We start from the raw sequence: 15,528 nt of genomic DNA, 5'->3' as shown, positions 1-15,528 counted from the left end.
GCACAACCGACAACGACTGAACACGACCAACGAGACCACTCAGTGGCCCACGATTGAACCGTCCAGACTGGCACCAGATTGGGCCGCCGCCGACAGTCCGCCTTCAGCCCGTCCTCGACCCGGCCGGGCCTTGCCGAGATCGGCACCTTCTACAGCCACCCCGACAGCTGGGGCAGCGGCATCGCGGCGGTGTTGATGACCGAGACCCTGCGCCACCTGCGCGACGAGGGGTTCGCCCGGGTGCACCTCTGGACGCTGCGCGACACCCCACAGTCCCGTCGCTTCTACACCAAGTGCGGCTTCACCGAGTGCGGCACCGCACGCACCCACGACTTCGGCGACGGGAACCCCCTCAACCAGGTCGAGTACGAGCGAAGGTGCTGATACCCCCCGAGGGCGAGCCATCAACCCGCGCCGCCCCTCATCACGACGCGCACGACGCCTTCTACGCGGCCAAGAGCGCCCAGGCAGGGTTCGTCGACATCCTCTCCAAGCGCCTGCGGCCCCAGGGAGTTCGGGTGATCTCCCTCTACCCTCCCGACTTCGACAACCCCGACCCCCTCGCCGAGGAGTGGGAGACCACACCGCGCGGAGCCGAGGACGCCCTCACCGCACAGTCACTCGTGGAGTGCGCCCTCTTCGCGATCGCCCAGCCCCGCGACTGCTTCATCAAGGCGTTCCACTTCGAACAGGTCTGAAGCAGGATCCTCCAGTCACCGCCCCCGGTCCTCAGGTGCCGAGCTGCTGCCGCCGGTCCGACGGGCCGGCCCCGCGCGCCGATGCGACGGACGACGAGCTCACGGTCCCGCCCGCCCGGCCGGACGGGCCCCGGCCGAGCTGAGCGACACCCGGGCCGCGGTCACGGCCTGCCGGAGGCCGAAGCGGTCGGAACCATGGCGCGGAGCAGCTCGAACGTGCGGATCCGGAGGCCGAGGTCGGGGCAGAGGGTGGTGATCGCGAGTTCGTCGGGGGCGTAGGCGGCGGTCAGGACGGCGAGTCGCTCGGCCACCTCGGCGGGGACCCCGGCCAGTACGGACAGGTCCTCCGGGTCCGCCGCCCCGGGCATCGCCACGGTGGGCGCCAGGGCGTGGAGTTCGTCCCAGGAGGGGAGGGTCCGGCGGCCCGCCGAGGTGGCGCCCAGGGCGAGGCCGGCCCGCAGCAGCCGGACGTCCCCCGGATCGTCCGCGCAGGCCACCCGGACCGCGACGGCCACGCGTGGGACCGCCCCGAGCGGGCCCGGGCGGAACTTCTGCCGGTACAGCTCGACGATCTCCGGCCGCAGCGCGCCGTGGGCGAACTGCGCGAAGCAGAACGGCAGTCCGAAATGGGCGGCGAGGTGCGCCCCGCCCGCTCCGGCGCCGGTCAGCCACAGCTGCGGCGGGGTGGAGTCGGGCAGCAGGTCCGTCCCCGCGGTGAGTTGGGCCAGCAGCTGCTCGATCTTCTCGTGGTACGGCGCCTCGCCCTCGCGGGCGAGCAGCCGGGTCACGCTCTCGACCGCACCCGGCCCACGGCCGACGCCGAGGTCGATCCGCCCGGGGTGGAGCCGTTCCAGCAGGTTGAAGGTGGTCGCCACCTTCAACGGCGCGTAGTGGGGCAGCAGGACCGAGGCGGTGCCGACCCGGATGGTGCCGGTCGCCGCCGCGGCGGCGGCGACCAGGATCTCGGGCGAGCCGCACCCGCTGGTCGCGCCGTGGTGCTCGGCGACCCAGAACCGGTGGTAGCCGAGGCGTTCGGCCGCCTCGGCGAGTCGGACCGACTCCCGGGCGGCGCCGGCCGGGCCGGTGCCGCCGTAGACCAGCACCTGGTCGAACGCGGTGAGCTTCATCATCGGACTCCCGTCCGGGCTCTCGCCCCGGTTCCCGTCGCGGCCGCCGTCCCCACCCCGGCGCTCGACGCGGGTTCGGGCGGAGCCGCGTTCTGCGCCTCGTACATCTCCGCGTACAGCCCCCCGAGGCGCATCAGCTCCTGGTGGTCACCGTCCTCGACGAGCCGGCCCCGGTCGAAGACCAGCACCCGGTCCGCGCGCAGCACGGAGGAGAAGCGGTGGGCGATCAGCAGCGAGACCCGGCCCGCCGAGGCCGCGGTCAGCGTGTCGAGCAGTTCGGCCTCGGTGATGGTGTCGAGCGCGGCGGTCGGCTCGTCCATGACCCGTACGCTGGCGGACCGCACCGCGCTGCGGGCGATGGCCAGTCGCTGCCACTGGCCGCCGGAGAACTCCACGCCCCCGGTGAACAGCTTCCCCGCCTGCGTCTCGTAGCCCTGCGGCAGAGCGGTGATGTGCTCGTGCATCCCCACCTCACGGGCCGCGGCCTCGACCCGCTCGGCCGAGCGGTCGGCCTCGTGCACCATGCCGAGCGAGATGTTCTCGCCCACCGAGAGCTGGTACTCGACGTAGTTCTGGAAGACGTAGGAGACCCGGTCGCGCAGGCTGTCCAGCCGGAAGTCGGTGAGCGGGACGCCGTCGACCAGGATCGAGCCCTCGGTCGGTTCGTAGAGGCGGCCGATGAGCTTGCCGAGGGTGGACTTCCCCGCGCCGTTCAGGCCGACGATCGCCGTCACCTGGCCCGGCTTCAGCGTGAACGAGACCCGGTCCAGGGCGCGCCGCCCACTGCCGGGGTAGCTGAACGACACGTCGCGGAACTCGACACCGCCGACGATGTCCTGGGGGAACGTCACCTCGCCCTGGCTCTCCGGCTCCTGCTCGATCGCGAGGAACTCGTTCACGTTGCGCAGGTAGAGCTGGTTGACGTACATCCCGGACACCGAGCCGAAGAGCTGCTGCATGCTGGCCTGCAACATGCCGATCGCCTGGATCACCGCCAGCAGACCGGCCACGTGCCGGGCGTCGCTGGTGCCGACCAGGATCGCCGTGGCCTGCGCGGAGATCGTCAGCAGCGCGGTCAGCACGACCATCGGGACGGCGAGGCCGAAGTTCCGGTTCGCCATCCGCAGGTCCGCGCCGACGATCCTGGCCAGCAGCTGCCGGTGGTTGGTGAGCACCACCGGGGCGAGCCGGAAGGCCAGCACCTCCTTCATCGAGTTCGGCTGCGAGGCCAGGTGCTGCCAGTAGTTGATCCGACGCCGCTCCTCAGAGCGGCCGTGCTCCAGCGCGTGGGTGCGGCGGCCCTGCAGGATCTGCGCGACCACCGTGGGGAACGGGGCGACCATGGCGAGCAGCGCGATCCGGAAGTCCAGGGTCCACAGGATCGCGCCGACCGAGCCGAAGGTGACCACCGGGGTGGCCGCCTGCACCAGCTGGGAGAGCAGCATCCCCGGCCGGTACGCCACCTCCCGGACGGCCCGCTGCAGCGAGTCCTGCACGCCCGGGTCCTCCACCTGGGAGAGCGTGAAGCGGCTCGCCCGGCTGATGATCTCATCGGCCAGATGGGCCGAGAGCCGGCTCTGGCAGCGCTGCATGGCCCGGTTCTGCAGCAGTGACAGCAGCTGCGAGCCGAGACCCAGCGCCGCCAGCACGACCAGGTAGAACAGGATGCCGCGGACCTGCTCGTGCGAGCCCTCGGCCGTGCGCAGCAGGGCCGTGGCGAAGGCCGCCGTGGTCTTGACCTGCCACGCCGGCAGGATGCCGACGACCAGCGAGATCAGCAGCACCTGCGCGGTCCCCGAGCGGTCGCAGCGCCAGGACTGGCCCAGCACGGCCAGGACCGGGCGCGGCGCGGCCGCCAGCCGCCGGAGCCGGGAGCGCGCGCTCACCTGGACTTCCCCGCCGCCGCGCCCCCGGCCGCCGTGCCCCCGGCCGTGGCGGCGCGGTCGAGCAGCCGCCGCCACATGCCGTAGGCGGCGTCCTCCTGCTCGCGCCGCAGGCCCATCCGGTTGCAGTGCATGTGGAACAGGCTGCGCAGGATGGACGTGCGGTCCGACCAGAGTTCGCCGGTCTCGGCGAACTTCGCGACCCGGGCGGCGTATCCGGTTCCCGCCGGGCGCCAGGCGGCGCTCACCCGCTCCAGCACCGCGGCCTCGCCGGCGGGCGCGGTCCGGCCCTGCCAGAGCCGGCGGGCGACGGCCCGGTACTCCGCGCCGCCGACCTGCGAACCGGTCATCGACCGCACCAGGGCGTGCCGTTCGGCGAAGTCGGGGACCAGCACCTGCCCGATGGCCTCCAGGCTGAGCACGGTGAGCGCGTCGCGCTCCAGCGGGACCTCGCCCGCCGGCACGGGTTCGGCGAGGTGCCGCAGCAGGGCCACGGCCGCGGCGCTGTCCAGGCAGAACAACTCCTCGGCCGTGTCGATCAGGTCGGGGCCGCCGTAACGCTCGATCTCGCGGCGGTACGTCGCGAACTCGACGTCCGCGATCCGGCCCTCGACGGCCAGGCCGTGAGCCCACCGGGCGACCTCGGCCAGCAGTTCGGCGGACCGGGCCGGGTCCGCGGCCCGGTAGCGCAGCCGCAGGTGCGGGGCGGGATCGCCGTACCGGAGGTAGAACATGTGCCCGCTCAGGCCGCGTTCGGCCAGCGAGCGCGTCAGCTCCGTCACCTGGTCCACCAGGAGGGCGTCCAGCGCCTCGTTCTCCACGTACAGCTTGGCGAAGACCCACGGCCCGCCGCTCGGCCGGAGCCGCTCGGCCTCGGTGATCCGCCGGCGCGCGACGGCCACCGCCCGGGGCGCCCGGGCCCGCTGCGCGGACAGCACGGGGACCACGACCTCCGCGGCGAAGGGGGCGCCGTCCGTGTCCCGCAGGAAGCCCTCCTCGGGGCCGGGCAGCGCCTCCTCGATCCGCAGCGAGAAGGACGCCGCGTCCCGGGCGGCGGCCAGCCGCAGCTCCTCCCGCGAGGGCTCGCTCTCCAGGTCCAGCAGGATCGTGTTGTCGCCGTGCGCCAGGAAGACGAGGCGCGGCACCTTCCACTGCGCGCGCCAGGCCGCGACGGCCGCGGTGAAGTCCGTCGCCGAACCGGTGCAGCCGGCCGGCAGGTCGGTGGCGCGCAGCAGCCAGCTCGCGCGCTTCAGCACCAGGTCGCCCCGGACGACCCTGGGCAGGAACGGCATGACGGTGCCCAGGGCGCCCCAGTCGAAGGACGGGACGTTGTGGAAGGCCGCCGAGGAGACGTCCAGCAGGAAGCGGGCCACGTTCGGCGCCATCAGCGGATTGAGCATGGTGTGCTGGGTGACGTGCAGGTCGCACCCGAGGGCGGGACTGTGCAGGTACAGCCGGCCCTCGCGCACGCCGACGACCACGTCGTCGAGCGCGATCACCTCCTGCGGGCCCCGCCCCGGCGCCACGTTGACCGGCAGTTCCAGCGCCCGCACCGCCGGACGGACCGAGACGTTCGCGGCCCTGGCCTTCTCCGGCAGGTAGGTCAGCTCGACCACCGCGACCCCGGGCAGCTGCGCCGCCTCCGCCTCGGCCAGCTCCCGCAGCCGCTCGCGCTCCTCGGCGCCCAGCAGGTCGTGGAACCGGGCGAAGGTGCGCCCGCCGTTCGCCACCGCGGTGACCACCCCGCGCCAGCGCGAACCCGGGGCCGTCGGCGGCGCCAGCTGCAGGTGGACGTCGACCGTGGGCCTCGACGGCCGGTCGTCGACACCGGTCGTGAGCTCGGCCATCCACCGCTCGTCGAGGACCGCCTCCATGCTGCCGCGGCTGAGCGCATCGGCGACGAGCCGGTGCAGCACCGCCTCCCGCTCGTCCCTGCTGCGGTCGCGCGCGGTCACCGGCTGCAACTCGAAGGAGCGCGGCGGATTCTGATAACTGTTCGGCGCACCGAGGCCGGTCTCCTCGGACAGCACCTCCAGGACCGGCACCTCGGCCTGCGCACCGTAGCGCTCGGTGAACGCCTTCGCGAAGTCGCCCAGCTGCGACGGGTACTGGTGGCCGGCGCCCATGGTGGCCAGGACCTCGGCGGCCTCCTCCGCCAGCGCCTGGACCTCGGCCGGCAGCTCGGGCGGGGAAGCCGGGTTCAGCCGGGCGTCGACCCGCAGCAGCGGCCCGTCGTAGTCCTCGCTCACCCGCCGCGCCGGCGGGGCGATCCGCTCCTGGAGCGCCTCCAGGCCGCTGACGTCGCCGACCGCGTTGAACTCCGCCACCGCCGCCTCGACGGACGCCAGTGCGGCGGCCGCGTCGCCGTCGTGGCTGCTCGCCAGCTGGGCCGACAGCGACGGCTGCCCCGAACCCTCCAGCAGGGCGGGCCGGTGCGAGGTGATCAGGAACGCCAACTCGACCAGCTGGTCGAGGAGCGCGGTGACCTTCTCCACCGGGACCGTCGGATAGCGCTGAGCCAGCTGCTCCCCCAGCTCGCCGAAGGTCGTCGGGGTGCGCGCCGCCTCCAGTACGAACTGGACGGCCGGGGACCATCGGACGGAGACCGAGCGTCGCGATCCCCCGCCGTAGGCGTCGGCCGTGGACAGCCAGGCCCGGCCCCGGCCGCGGTGGATCAGGTCGTTGGCGCGCAGCTCCAGTTCGGGCCGGAGCCGCGGCGCGTCGGTGACCGCCTGGAACAGGTGCAGCACCCACCCCATGTCCGGCCTGGCCACCGCCGTGCCGATCGCGGGGACGCCGAGCCGAACGGGCTCGGCGGTCGGGTCCGGCCCCGGGAACGTGCCCATCGCGACGCCCGCCACCGTGCCCAGCGGGGTCGCCCGCATGCTCATCCGGTTCAGGTACCGGCCCAGGCTCATCATCGCCCGCCGGCGGTCCCGGGCCGAGAGCGTGTCGATTCCCGTCACCGCCCGGGCCAGGTCCGGCGCCGCCAGCGAGATCGCCGAGCGGACCCCGGGCCTCGACCACAGCTCCAGCAGGCCCTGCAGGTAGCGGTCCTCCCAGCCGACCGCGTCCGCGCCCGCCGACCCCGATCCCGTCCCGGCGGCCAGCAGGTCGGTCAGCCCCCGGGTCGGCAGGGCCGGCGCGCGGAGCAGGAAGAAGTCACGTGCGACGTAGCTGCGGCTTCCGCCGGACTTCCGGTCGCTGGTCTCGGCGTTCCGACGAGTCACACTCATTTCCTTAGCTTTGCTGGGCGACGCGGGTACGGGGCAACGCGGTTACGGGGCAAGGCGGTTGCGGGCGACGCCGGTAGGGGACGAAGCGGTCACCGGACCAGGCGGTCACGGTACAACGCGGCTACCGGACAACGCGGTTCGGCGCGGCTCGCCCGGGCCGGCGCGGCCCGGGGCCCCGGTCAGGCCGGGGCGAGGAAGAAGAGCTCGTCCCACCCGGTCGCCCGCGGCGCGAGCGCCCCGCAGAGCGCGAGCAGGACGCCGGCCGCACCGTTGACGAAGCCCGGGTCGTCGACCAGCTCGCCGGGCCTGGGCTCGTCCGCCATCACGTACGGGCGGGCCTCGTCCGCCTTCGACAGCACGGCCCGGAGCGAGTCCTCGGCCATGGCCCGGAAGGAATCCGTCCCGGTGACCGCGTGGGCCCGCTGGTAGACCGCCAGCAGCCCGGAGTGGCCGTGGCAGAGGTTGGGCGCGAAGATGTACCGCTCGGCCGGCGACCAGTCCACCACCCGCTGCAGGGCCCCGACCGCGGTCGCCCGGAGGGCGGCGTCACCGAGCACCCCGGCCGCGTTCAGCAGGGCGATGCCGATGCCCGGGGCGCCGAAGCACCAGGCGGCGCGGGCGGACCGTCGTCCGGTCGGGGCGAGCGGCAGCCCGGTCCCCTCCTCGGCCTGGAGCAGGTTCGGCCAGGCGGCGCCGGGCACGTCGTCCGTGAGCCGGTTCTCGACCAGCCAGGTCGTGGTGCGCGCGATCGCCTCGGTCGGGCCCGACCCGCCGATCCCGGCGGCGGCCGCGGCGCACAGCGCCGACACGATGCCCGGAAGGCCGTGCGCGAAGCCCATGTTGTACATCCCGTACGGGGCCTGCTCGTCGTACCCGGGATAGGCCCCGTAGTAGTCCGGTGGCGTGAACCAGCCGGGCCGGTGCCGGCCGTCCGGCTCGGTCACCCGCAGGAGGTACTCCGTCAGTCGCTCGGCCGCGGTGCGGACCGGGTCGCCCGGCGCGGCCTCCAGTGCCGAGCAGAGCCGCACGGCCGCGGCCAGCTGTCCGGCCGCACCCGTGATGACGTCGAAGGCGGAGAGCGGCAGACCCTCCCCGGGCTCCGGAAGCGAGCGGGCCGCGATCTGCTCGCCGAAGTTGTCGGCGACCCGGCGCAGGGACGGCAGGTAGCGGCGGTCGTGGACCGAGAACTCGAGCAGGACGCTCGCGAAGCCCGCGGTGCCGTTGTAGAGACCCGCCTCGGACAGCGGCCGGACGGCGGTGGCCCGCGCGGAACGGCGGAGCAGGGCCTGCGCCGCGTCGATCAGTCCGGGCTCGTCCAGCGCCTTTCCGGCGTGCAGCAGCGACAGTGCCATCCCCGGGTAGCCGTCGGCCAGGCTCGCCTCGTCCTTGAGCGGATCGGGCCACGTCGGCTCCTCGGACGACCCGGCCGTACCGGCGAAGGCCGTCAGCCGATCGGCCACCGCCCGGGCCACCTCCGCGGTCCGCACGTCGAGTTCCAGCACCGCCACTGCGAATTCCCCCAGATTCACATCACCAATACTCGGCGATGTTCCCGAATGGCGCACCCACAGTGCGCCGGTCCGATTGCCGACGACTTTCCCGGAAAACCGCCGGCTTTCCCCGAAGGCTCCCGGCGCAGAACAGCGCCGGGAGCCTCCCGATTCGGCTTCAGCGCCGACGGGCGATCAGCAGATGGTGGGGAAGCCCACCGTGATCGGGCAGTTGCAGGAGTCGGCGCAGGACCAGCAGGTGGTGCCGATGCTGGCGAAACCGTCGGGCGTGGCGGCCACCTTCGGAGCCACGGCCACGCGGACGTCGAGGTCGAAGTCTTGCTCCATTTTTACCTCCATCGTGAATTCATGCTTCCCGCTCCCCCGATCGGGTTTCAAACAAATTCCGCACGTAGGAGCGACTGTAGGAGATTTTTTAGCACGCAGTTCGAACGCCGGAGGATCGATTCAAGCCAGGTCGAACCGTGACCCGGACCACAGGCCCGGGAACAGTGCCGGTCAGCCGGTCGCCGGAGGTGACGGCGAGCCGCCAAGATGTCTGATACCGAACGTCGACCAGGATCGAACCTCGGGTACGAGATGTCTCTCTTGGACGTGTTCGGGAAGCTTGAATATTTCGGCCATATTGCGGTGATCATCCGTAATCAGGCAGAACGGAACGGGCCCGGACACCCCAGGTGTCCGGGCCCGCCGTCGATGGAACGCCCGCGTCAGTGCGCGGCGGCCTCCCAGTTGGCGCCGATGCCGACGGAGACGTCCAGCGGGGCGCGCAGCGGGTAGGCGCCGGCCATCTGCTCGCGGACGACGGCCTCGACCTGCTCGCGCTCGCCCGGGGCCAGCTCCAGGACGATTTCGTCGTGGACCTGGAGCAGCATCCGGGAGGTGAGGCCGGCCGCGCGCAGGGCCTCGTCCACCCGGAGCATGGCGATCTTGACGATGTCGGCGGCCGAGCCCTGGATCGGGGCGTTGAGGGCCATCCGCTCGGCCATCTCGCGGCGCTGGCGGTTGTCGCTGTTGAGGTCCGGAAGGTAGCGGCGGCGGCCGAGCAGGGTCTCGGTGTAGCCGGTCGCGCGGGCCTCGTCGACGACCCGGCGCAGGTAGTCGCGCACGCCGCCGAAGCGCTCGAAGTAGGTGTCCATCAGGCCCTGGGCCTCGGCGGGCTTGATGCCGAGCTGCTGCGAGAGCCCGTACGCGGACAGGCCGTACGCCAGGCCGTAGGACATGGCCTTGATCTTGCGGCGCATCTCGGCGTCGACCGCGGCGCCGGGGACCTCGAAGACCTGGGAGGCGACGGTGGTGTGCAGGTCCTCGCCGGAGGCGAAGGCCTCGATCAGCGCCTCGTCCTCGGACAGGTGCGCCATGATCCGCAGTTCGATCTGCGAGTAGTCGGCGGTGAGCAGCGATTCGTAGCCCTCGCCGACGATGAAGGCGCGGCGGATCGCGCGGCCCTCCTCCGTGCGGACCGGGATGTTCTGCAGGTTCGGGTCCTGCGAGGAGAGCCGGCCGGTGGCGGCGACCATCTGGTTGAAGGTGGTGTGGATCCGGCCCTTGGGCGAGACCGTCTTGAGCAGGCCCTCGACGGTGGTGCGCAGCTTGGCCTGGTCACGGTGGCGCAGCAGGATGACCGGCAGCTCGTTGTCGGTCTGGGTGGCGAGCCAGGTGAGCGCGTCGGCGTCGGTGGTGTAGCCGGTCTTGATCTTCTTGGTCTTCGGGAGGGCGAGGTCGCCGAAGAGGATCTCCTGGAGCTGCTTGGGCGAGCCGAGGTTGAACTCGCGCCCGGCGGCGGCGTGCGCCTCCTCGACGCAGCGCTGGATCTCGGCGGCGAACTGCGACTCCAGCCGGGTGAGCCACTCGCGGTCGGCGGCGATGCCGTAGCGCTCCATGCGGGCGAGCAGGGCGGCGATGGGCAGTTCCATGTCGTGCATCAGCTCGACGGCGCCGACCTCGGCGAGGCGGGTGTCGAAGAGCGCGGCGAGGTCGAGTACGGCGCGGGCCTGGAGCATCAGCGCCTGGGCGCCGGCGGTCTCGTCCTCCTCCGGTGCGTCGAAGGCGAGTTGGCCGCTCTCGGTGGCGGGGGCGGGGGTGAGCGAGCGGGCCAGGTACTCCTCGGCGAGCACCTCCAGGGTGAAGGTGCGGCGGCCGGGCTTCTCCAGGTAGGCGGCGAGCGCGGTGTCGGCGACGACGCCCTCGATCGTCCAGCCGCGCTCGGCGAAGGCGCGCATGACCTGCTTGGCGATGTGCAGGGCCTTGGGGGCGGCCGGGTCGGCGAGCCAGGCGGCGAAGGCCTGCTCGTCCTCCTCGGCGAGCAGTGCCGGGTCGAACCAGGCGGCCGACTCCCCCGCGGCGAGGGCGACTTCGGTGACCTCGCCGGTGCCGAGCGCCCACTGGTAGACGGCGGCCAGGGCGACGGCGGTCTTGCCGTCACCGGCGTGCTCGCGCAGCCAGCCGGCCAGCGTGCCCGGGTCGGTGAGCAGTTCGCCGTCGACCTCGACGCCGGGGGCGAGTTCGGCGGCCTCCTCCTCGCCGACGGCCGGGTCGATGCCGTAGACGCGGTCGCGGAAGTTGGCGTTGCGGAACTCCAGCGACTCCATCAGGGTGCCGACGGCGGCCTTGTCGAAGGGCCGGCGGGCCAGGTCCGGTACGCCCAGCGGGAGTTCGACGTCGCGGACCAGCTCGGTGAGCACCCGGTTGCGCTTGACCGAGTCGAGGTTGTCGCGCAGCTTCTCGCCGATCTTGCCCTTCACCTCGTCTGCGCGGGAGACGAGTTCGTCGAAGGAGCCGAACTGGTTGACCCACTTGGCGGCGGTCTTCTCGCCGACGCCGGGGATGCCGGGCAGGTTGTCGGACGGGTCGCCGCGCAGGGCCGCGAGGTCGGGGTACTGGCGCGGGGTGACGCCGTACTTCTCGGCCACCTTCTCCGGGGTGAAGCGGGTGAGCTCGGAGACGCCCTTGGTGGGGTAGAGCACGGTGACGTGGTCGGTGACCAGCTGGAGCGAGTCGCGGTCGCCGGTGACGATGTCGACGTCGTAGCCGGCCGCCTCGGCGGCGGTGGCCAGGGTGGCGATGATGTCGTCGGCCTCGAAGCCCTCGACGGTGAGCCGGGGGATGTTCATGGCGTCGAGCAGTTCGCCGATCAGGCCGACCTGGCTGCGGAACTCGTCCGGCGTCTTGGCGCGGTTGGCCTTGTAGTCGGGGAACTCGACGGAGCGGAAGGTCTGCCGGGAGAGGTCGAAGGCGACGGCGAGGTGGGTGGGCGCCTCGTCCCGGACGGTGTTGGCGAGCATCGAGGCGAAGCCGTAGACCGCGTTGGTCGGCTGCCCGGTGGCGGTGTTGAAGTTCTCCACGGGCAGGGCGTAGAAGGCCCGGTAGGCCATCGAGTGCCCGTCGAGCAGCATCAGCCGGGGCCGGGGGCCGACCCCAGCGCCACCCGTCGCGCCCTTGTCCGTACTCTGCGTAGCCACGTCAACGTCCGTTCCTGCCGATTCCACTACCGGCCACCGATCCTATGGCCCGGCACCGACAAAAGGGACACCGGCGAAAGCCGTGCCGGTCCGGCGGCGCGGGCACTACCGGCGAGTAGGACGGTCGTACGATCACAGGCAGCACGACGACGTGACCCCCGAGCGGCAGGAGTTCCCCCATGACCGACGCGGCCCCCGACACCGCCCCCGTCCTGAAGGTCCCGCAGGACGTACTGGACCACTTCGCCAAGCTCGGGGTGAGCCCGGAGACCTTCTCCGGCGGCCACCTCGGCGAGAAGCTCGGCATCCGGATCGTCGAGGCCTCCGGCGACCGCGTGGTCGGCACCATGCCGGTGGAGGGCAACCAGCAGCCGTACGGGCTGCTGCACGGCGGCGCCTCGGCGGCGCTGGCCGAGACGCTGGGCTCGATCGGCGCGATGCTGCACGCGGGCCCGGGCCGGTACGCGGTGGGCGTGGACCTCAACGCCACCCACCACCGCTCGGCCACCTCCGGTCTGGTCACCGGGGTGGCGACGGCGGTGTTCAAGGGCCGCACCGCCGCCACCTACGAGATCGCGATCACCGACGACACCGGCAAGCGGATCACCAGCTGCCGACTGACCTGCATGCTGCGCGACCTGTAGCCCCGCCGCGGTCCCGATTCAGTCCCTGCGCAGTCCCTCCGCGACCTCTGTGCGGTCCCGAGACGACAACGACCGTACGGCTACCAACAGTTGCGACCGGGGTGGCACCAAGCCCCTTTCCCGCCCCCTTGTTTGACCTTCCGCCACCCTGGGCAGGCGTTGGTCTGGACAAGGGGGCGGCGGCATGTCCGGGGGCGGTTGACACGACTCCAGCATTTGTGACGCTGCGTAACAAGTAGGAAATCAAGAAAACAGCGATTCCAGGACCCCCAGGCGCCCCGGACCCCCTCCGCCGCACACTCCCTGTCCGAAATCCGGACGCGTACGGCCGAAAGCAGCACACCGGACGCAAGTGTCCGATTATCGACGCTGCCAGCTGCAACCCTCATTTCTGGCCCTTACATCGTTCTACCAGCGGGTAAGCGCCCGACAGTTCAGGGTCGGTCGAGCCGGAACGACCACATGCTGAGACAATTGCTCCGTGTGCTCATAACAAGAGAATCACAGCCTGCCCACACCACTGCCCGAGCCGCCCAACGACGCCTAGAGTCACGGCCAGTCACCGCGCCATCCGGAATGGGCCAGGCCCTGCGCGCACCCCGGCTCCCGCCACTCAGGCGCGGGCGCCTCCTGAACCGAAGGGGACCCTCGTGCGTCATCGTTCAGCAGTTGTCGTGAGCATTGCCGTGATCGGCGCCCTCAGCCTCACCGCCTGCGGCTCCCGCGGTGCGAAGTCCGGCGACAACGCCGGCGGCAAGGACAACAGCGCCTCCACCACCGTCGTCATCGGCGTCGACGCCCCCCTCACCGGCGACCTCTCCGCCCTCGGCCTCGGTATCCGCAACTCCGTGGACCTCGCGGTCAAGAAGGCGAACGAGACCAACGAGGTCCCCGGCGTCAAGTTCGAGATCAAGGCCCTGGACGACACCGGCAAGCCCGCCCCCGGCCAGCAGAACGCCACCCAGCTCGTCGCCGACGACAAGGTCCTCGGCGTCGTCGGCCCGCTCAACTCCAGTGTCGCGCAGTCGATGCAGCAGATCTTCGACGACAAGAACCTGGTCGAGATCTCCCCCGCCAACACCGGCGTCGCCCTCAGCCAGGGCGAGAAGTGGGCCAGCGGCGACAAGAAGCGCCCCTTCAAGTCCTACTTCCGCACCGCCACCACCGACGCCGTCCAGGGCCCCTTCGCCGCCCAGTTCCTCTACAACGACGCCAAGAAGACCAAGGTCTTCCTGATCGACGACCAGAAGACCTACGGCGCCGGCCTCGCCGCCACCTTCAAGGGCGAGTTCACCAAGCTCGGCGGCACCCTGGCCGGCGAGGAGCACGTCAACCCCGACGACCGCGACTTCGCCGCCATCGTCACCAAGGTCAAGAGCTCCGGCGCCGACGCCGTCTACTACGGCGGCGAGTACCCCGCGGCCGGCCCGCTCTCCCTCCAGCTCAAGGAAGCCGGCGTCAACATCCCGCTGATGGGCGGCGACGGCATCCAGAGCGCCGACTTCATCAAGCTCAACCCCAAGAGCCAGGGCGACTTCGCCACCGCCGTCGGCCTGCCCGTCGAATCCCTCGACACCGCCAAGAAGTTCATCGCCGACTACAAGACGGCCGGCTACAAGGACGCCTACGAGACCTACGGCGGCTACTCCTACGACAGCGCCTGGGCCATCATCCAGGCCGTCAAGAACGTCGTGAAGGACAAGGGCAAGCTCCCCACCGGCGCCGACGCCCGCACCGCCGTCCGCGACGCCGTCCAGCAGGTCTCCTTCGACGGCGTCACCGGCAAGGTCTCCTTCGACCAGTTCGGCGACACCACCAACAAGCAGCTCACCGTCTACACCGTCAAGGACGGCAAGTGGGCCGTGGAGAAGTCCGGCACCTTCAGCGGCTGACGGCCCCCGGAGGCTGACACCCCTCAGGGGCCGACAACCCCTCAGGAACAGCTCCACCAGCGCGCGGGGGCGCCACGAATGCCCCCGCGCGCCCCCACATCCACCACCCACGCGGACACCCCGAACGCACTACGGAGGCCCAGCGGTGCACGACCTACCGCAGCAGTTGGCCAACGGCCTGATCCTCGGCGCCCTCTACGGGCTCGTCGCGATCGGCTACACGATGGTCTACGGCATCGTCCAGCTCATCAACTTCGCCCACGGCGAGATCGTCATGGTCGGCGGCTTCGGCGCCCTGACCGCCTACCTCGCCCTCCCCGGCGGCACCACCATGTGGCTGGCCCTACCACTCATGCTGATCGCCGGCATCCTGGTCTCCACCCTCACCGCCGTCGCCGCCGAGCGCTTCGCCTACCGGCCACTGCGCAACGCCCCCCGGCTCGCCCCGCTGATCACCGCGATCGGGCTGTCCATCTTCCTCCAGCAACTCGTCTTCTCCTTCTACCCCGACGCCAAGAAGGCCCGGGTCTTCCCCAAGATCCCCGGCGACCCCTTCAGCCTCGGCTCCGTCACCATCCAGCGCAGCGACCTCTTCCTGATCATCGCCGCCCCGCTGTGCATGCTCGCCCTCGGCTGGTTCGTCACCCGCACCCGCTCCGGCCGCGCCATGCAGGCCACCAGCCAGGACCCGGACACCGCCAAGCTGATGGGCATCGACACCGACCGCATCATCGTGCTGGCCTTCGCCATCGGCGCCGCCTTCGCCGCCGTCGCCGCCGTCGCCTACGGACTGCGCAGCGGCCAGGTCGACTTCCGGATGGGCTTCATCCTCGGCCTCAAGGCCTTCACCGCCGCCGTCCTCGGCGGCATCGGCAACATCTACGGCGCCATGCTCGGCGGCATCGCCCTCGGCCTCGCCGAAGCCCTCGCCACCGGCTACATCCAGCACCTTCCCGGCATGGACCTCTTCGGAGGCGGCGCCTGGAAGGACGTCTGGGCCTTCGTACTCCTCATCCTCGTGCTCCTCGTCCGGCCACAAGGCCTGCTCGGCGAGCGCGTCGCGGACAGGGCGTGAC

At 71.8% G+C, this 15,528-nt stretch carries 10 protein-coding genes and 1 pseudogene; 5 read left to right on the top strand and 6 right to left on the bottom strand.

Features of this window, described 5'->3' with window-relative positions:
- Positions 1-78 precede the first annotated feature (78 nt).
- Both ACGF12_RS32800 and ACGF12_RS32795 read left to right on the top strand, forming a co-directional pair.
- On the top strand, positions 79-384 hold the full coding sequence (locus ACGF12_RS32800) for a GNAT family N-acetyltransferase (RefSeq protein ID WP_393038265.1): 306 nt from the start codon (positions 79-81) through the stop codon (positions 382-384).
- A 38-nt stretch (positions 385-422) separates the two neighbouring features.
- A pseudogene (locus ACGF12_RS32795) lies at positions 423-698 on the top strand (SDR family NAD(P)-dependent oxidoreductase); the annotation flags it as partial.
- A 161-nt stretch (positions 699-859) separates the two neighbouring features.
- Here the strand turns inward: ACGF12_RS32795 and ACGF12_RS32790 are convergent.
- The 6 genes from ACGF12_RS32790 to polA all read right to left on the bottom strand — a co-directional run bounded on the left by ACGF12_RS32790 (position 860) and on the right by polA (position 11,850).
- Positions 860-1,825 (bottom strand): MsnO8 family LLM class oxidoreductase, encoded by a 966-nt coding sequence (locus ACGF12_RS32790; RefSeq protein ID WP_393038263.1) that lies wholly within the window; start codon positions 1,823-1,825, stop codon positions 860-862.
- On the bottom strand, positions 1,825-3,711 hold the full coding sequence (locus ACGF12_RS32785; protein ID WP_393038260.1) for an ABC transporter ATP-binding protein: 1,887 nt from the start codon (positions 3,709-3,711) through the stop codon (positions 1,825-1,827). Before ACGF12_RS32785 ends, ACGF12_RS32790 begins: the two co-directional genes overlap by 1 nt.
- A complete protein-coding gene (locus tag ACGF12_RS32780; RefSeq protein WP_393038257.1) occupies positions 3,708-6,938 on the bottom strand; it encodes a lantibiotic dehydratase in 3,231 nt (1,076 codons plus the stop codon). The genes ACGF12_RS32785 and ACGF12_RS32780 overlap by 4 nt, the downstream gene beginning before the upstream one ends.
- 185 nt (positions 6,939-7,123) lie before the next feature.
- Positions 7,124-8,473, bottom strand: a complete 1,350-nt coding sequence (locus ACGF12_RS32775; RefSeq protein WP_393038255.1) for a lanthionine synthetase C family protein — start codon at positions 8,471-8,473, stop codon at positions 7,124-7,126.
- A 156-nt stretch (positions 8,474-8,629) separates the two neighbouring features.
- Entirely contained in the window at positions 8,630-8,782 is a 153-nt protein-coding gene (locus ACGF12_RS32770; protein WP_350516615.1) for an FDLD family class I lanthipeptide, read from the bottom strand.
- A 383-nt stretch (positions 8,783-9,165) separates the two neighbouring features.
- Complete coding sequence (gene polA / locus ACGF12_RS32765; RefSeq protein ID WP_393038273.1) at positions 9,166-11,850, bottom strand: DNA polymerase I; 2,685 nt, start codon at positions 11,848-11,850, stop codon at positions 9,166-9,168.
- Between the two features lie 245 nt (positions 11,851-12,095).
- Between polA and ACGF12_RS32760 the strand changes: the two genes are divergently transcribed.
- The 3 genes from ACGF12_RS32760 (at position 12,096) to ACGF12_RS32750 (ending at position 15,527) form a co-directional block, all read left to right on the top strand.
- The gene (locus ACGF12_RS32760) at positions 12,096-12,560 is read left to right on the top strand and encodes a PaaI family thioesterase (protein ID WP_380609392.1); all 465 of its coding nucleotides are present in this window, start codon (positions 12,096-12,098) and stop codon (positions 12,558-12,560) included.
- A 650-nt stretch (positions 12,561-13,210) separates the two neighbouring features.
- Positions 13,211-14,452 (top strand): branched-chain amino acid ABC transporter substrate-binding protein, encoded by a 1,242-nt coding sequence (locus ACGF12_RS32755; protein ID WP_393038251.1) that lies wholly within the window; start codon positions 13,211-13,213, stop codon positions 14,450-14,452.
- 145 nt (positions 14,453-14,597) lie between these two features.
- The gene (locus ACGF12_RS32750; protein ID WP_380609390.1) at positions 14,598-15,527 is read left to right on the top strand and encodes a branched-chain amino acid ABC transporter permease; all 930 of its coding nucleotides are present in this window, start codon (positions 14,598-14,600) and stop codon (positions 15,525-15,527) included.
- Position 15,528 lies beyond the last annotated feature (1 nt).

It is taken from the genome of Kitasatospora sp. NPDC048296 (assembly GCF_043201815.1).
Taxonomy (GTDB): Bacteria; Actinomycetota; Actinomycetes; order Streptomycetales; family Streptomycetaceae; genus Kitasatospora.
Note: the sequence above shows the minus strand (reverse complement) of the source record. Positions and strands in the feature narration are given on the sequence as shown.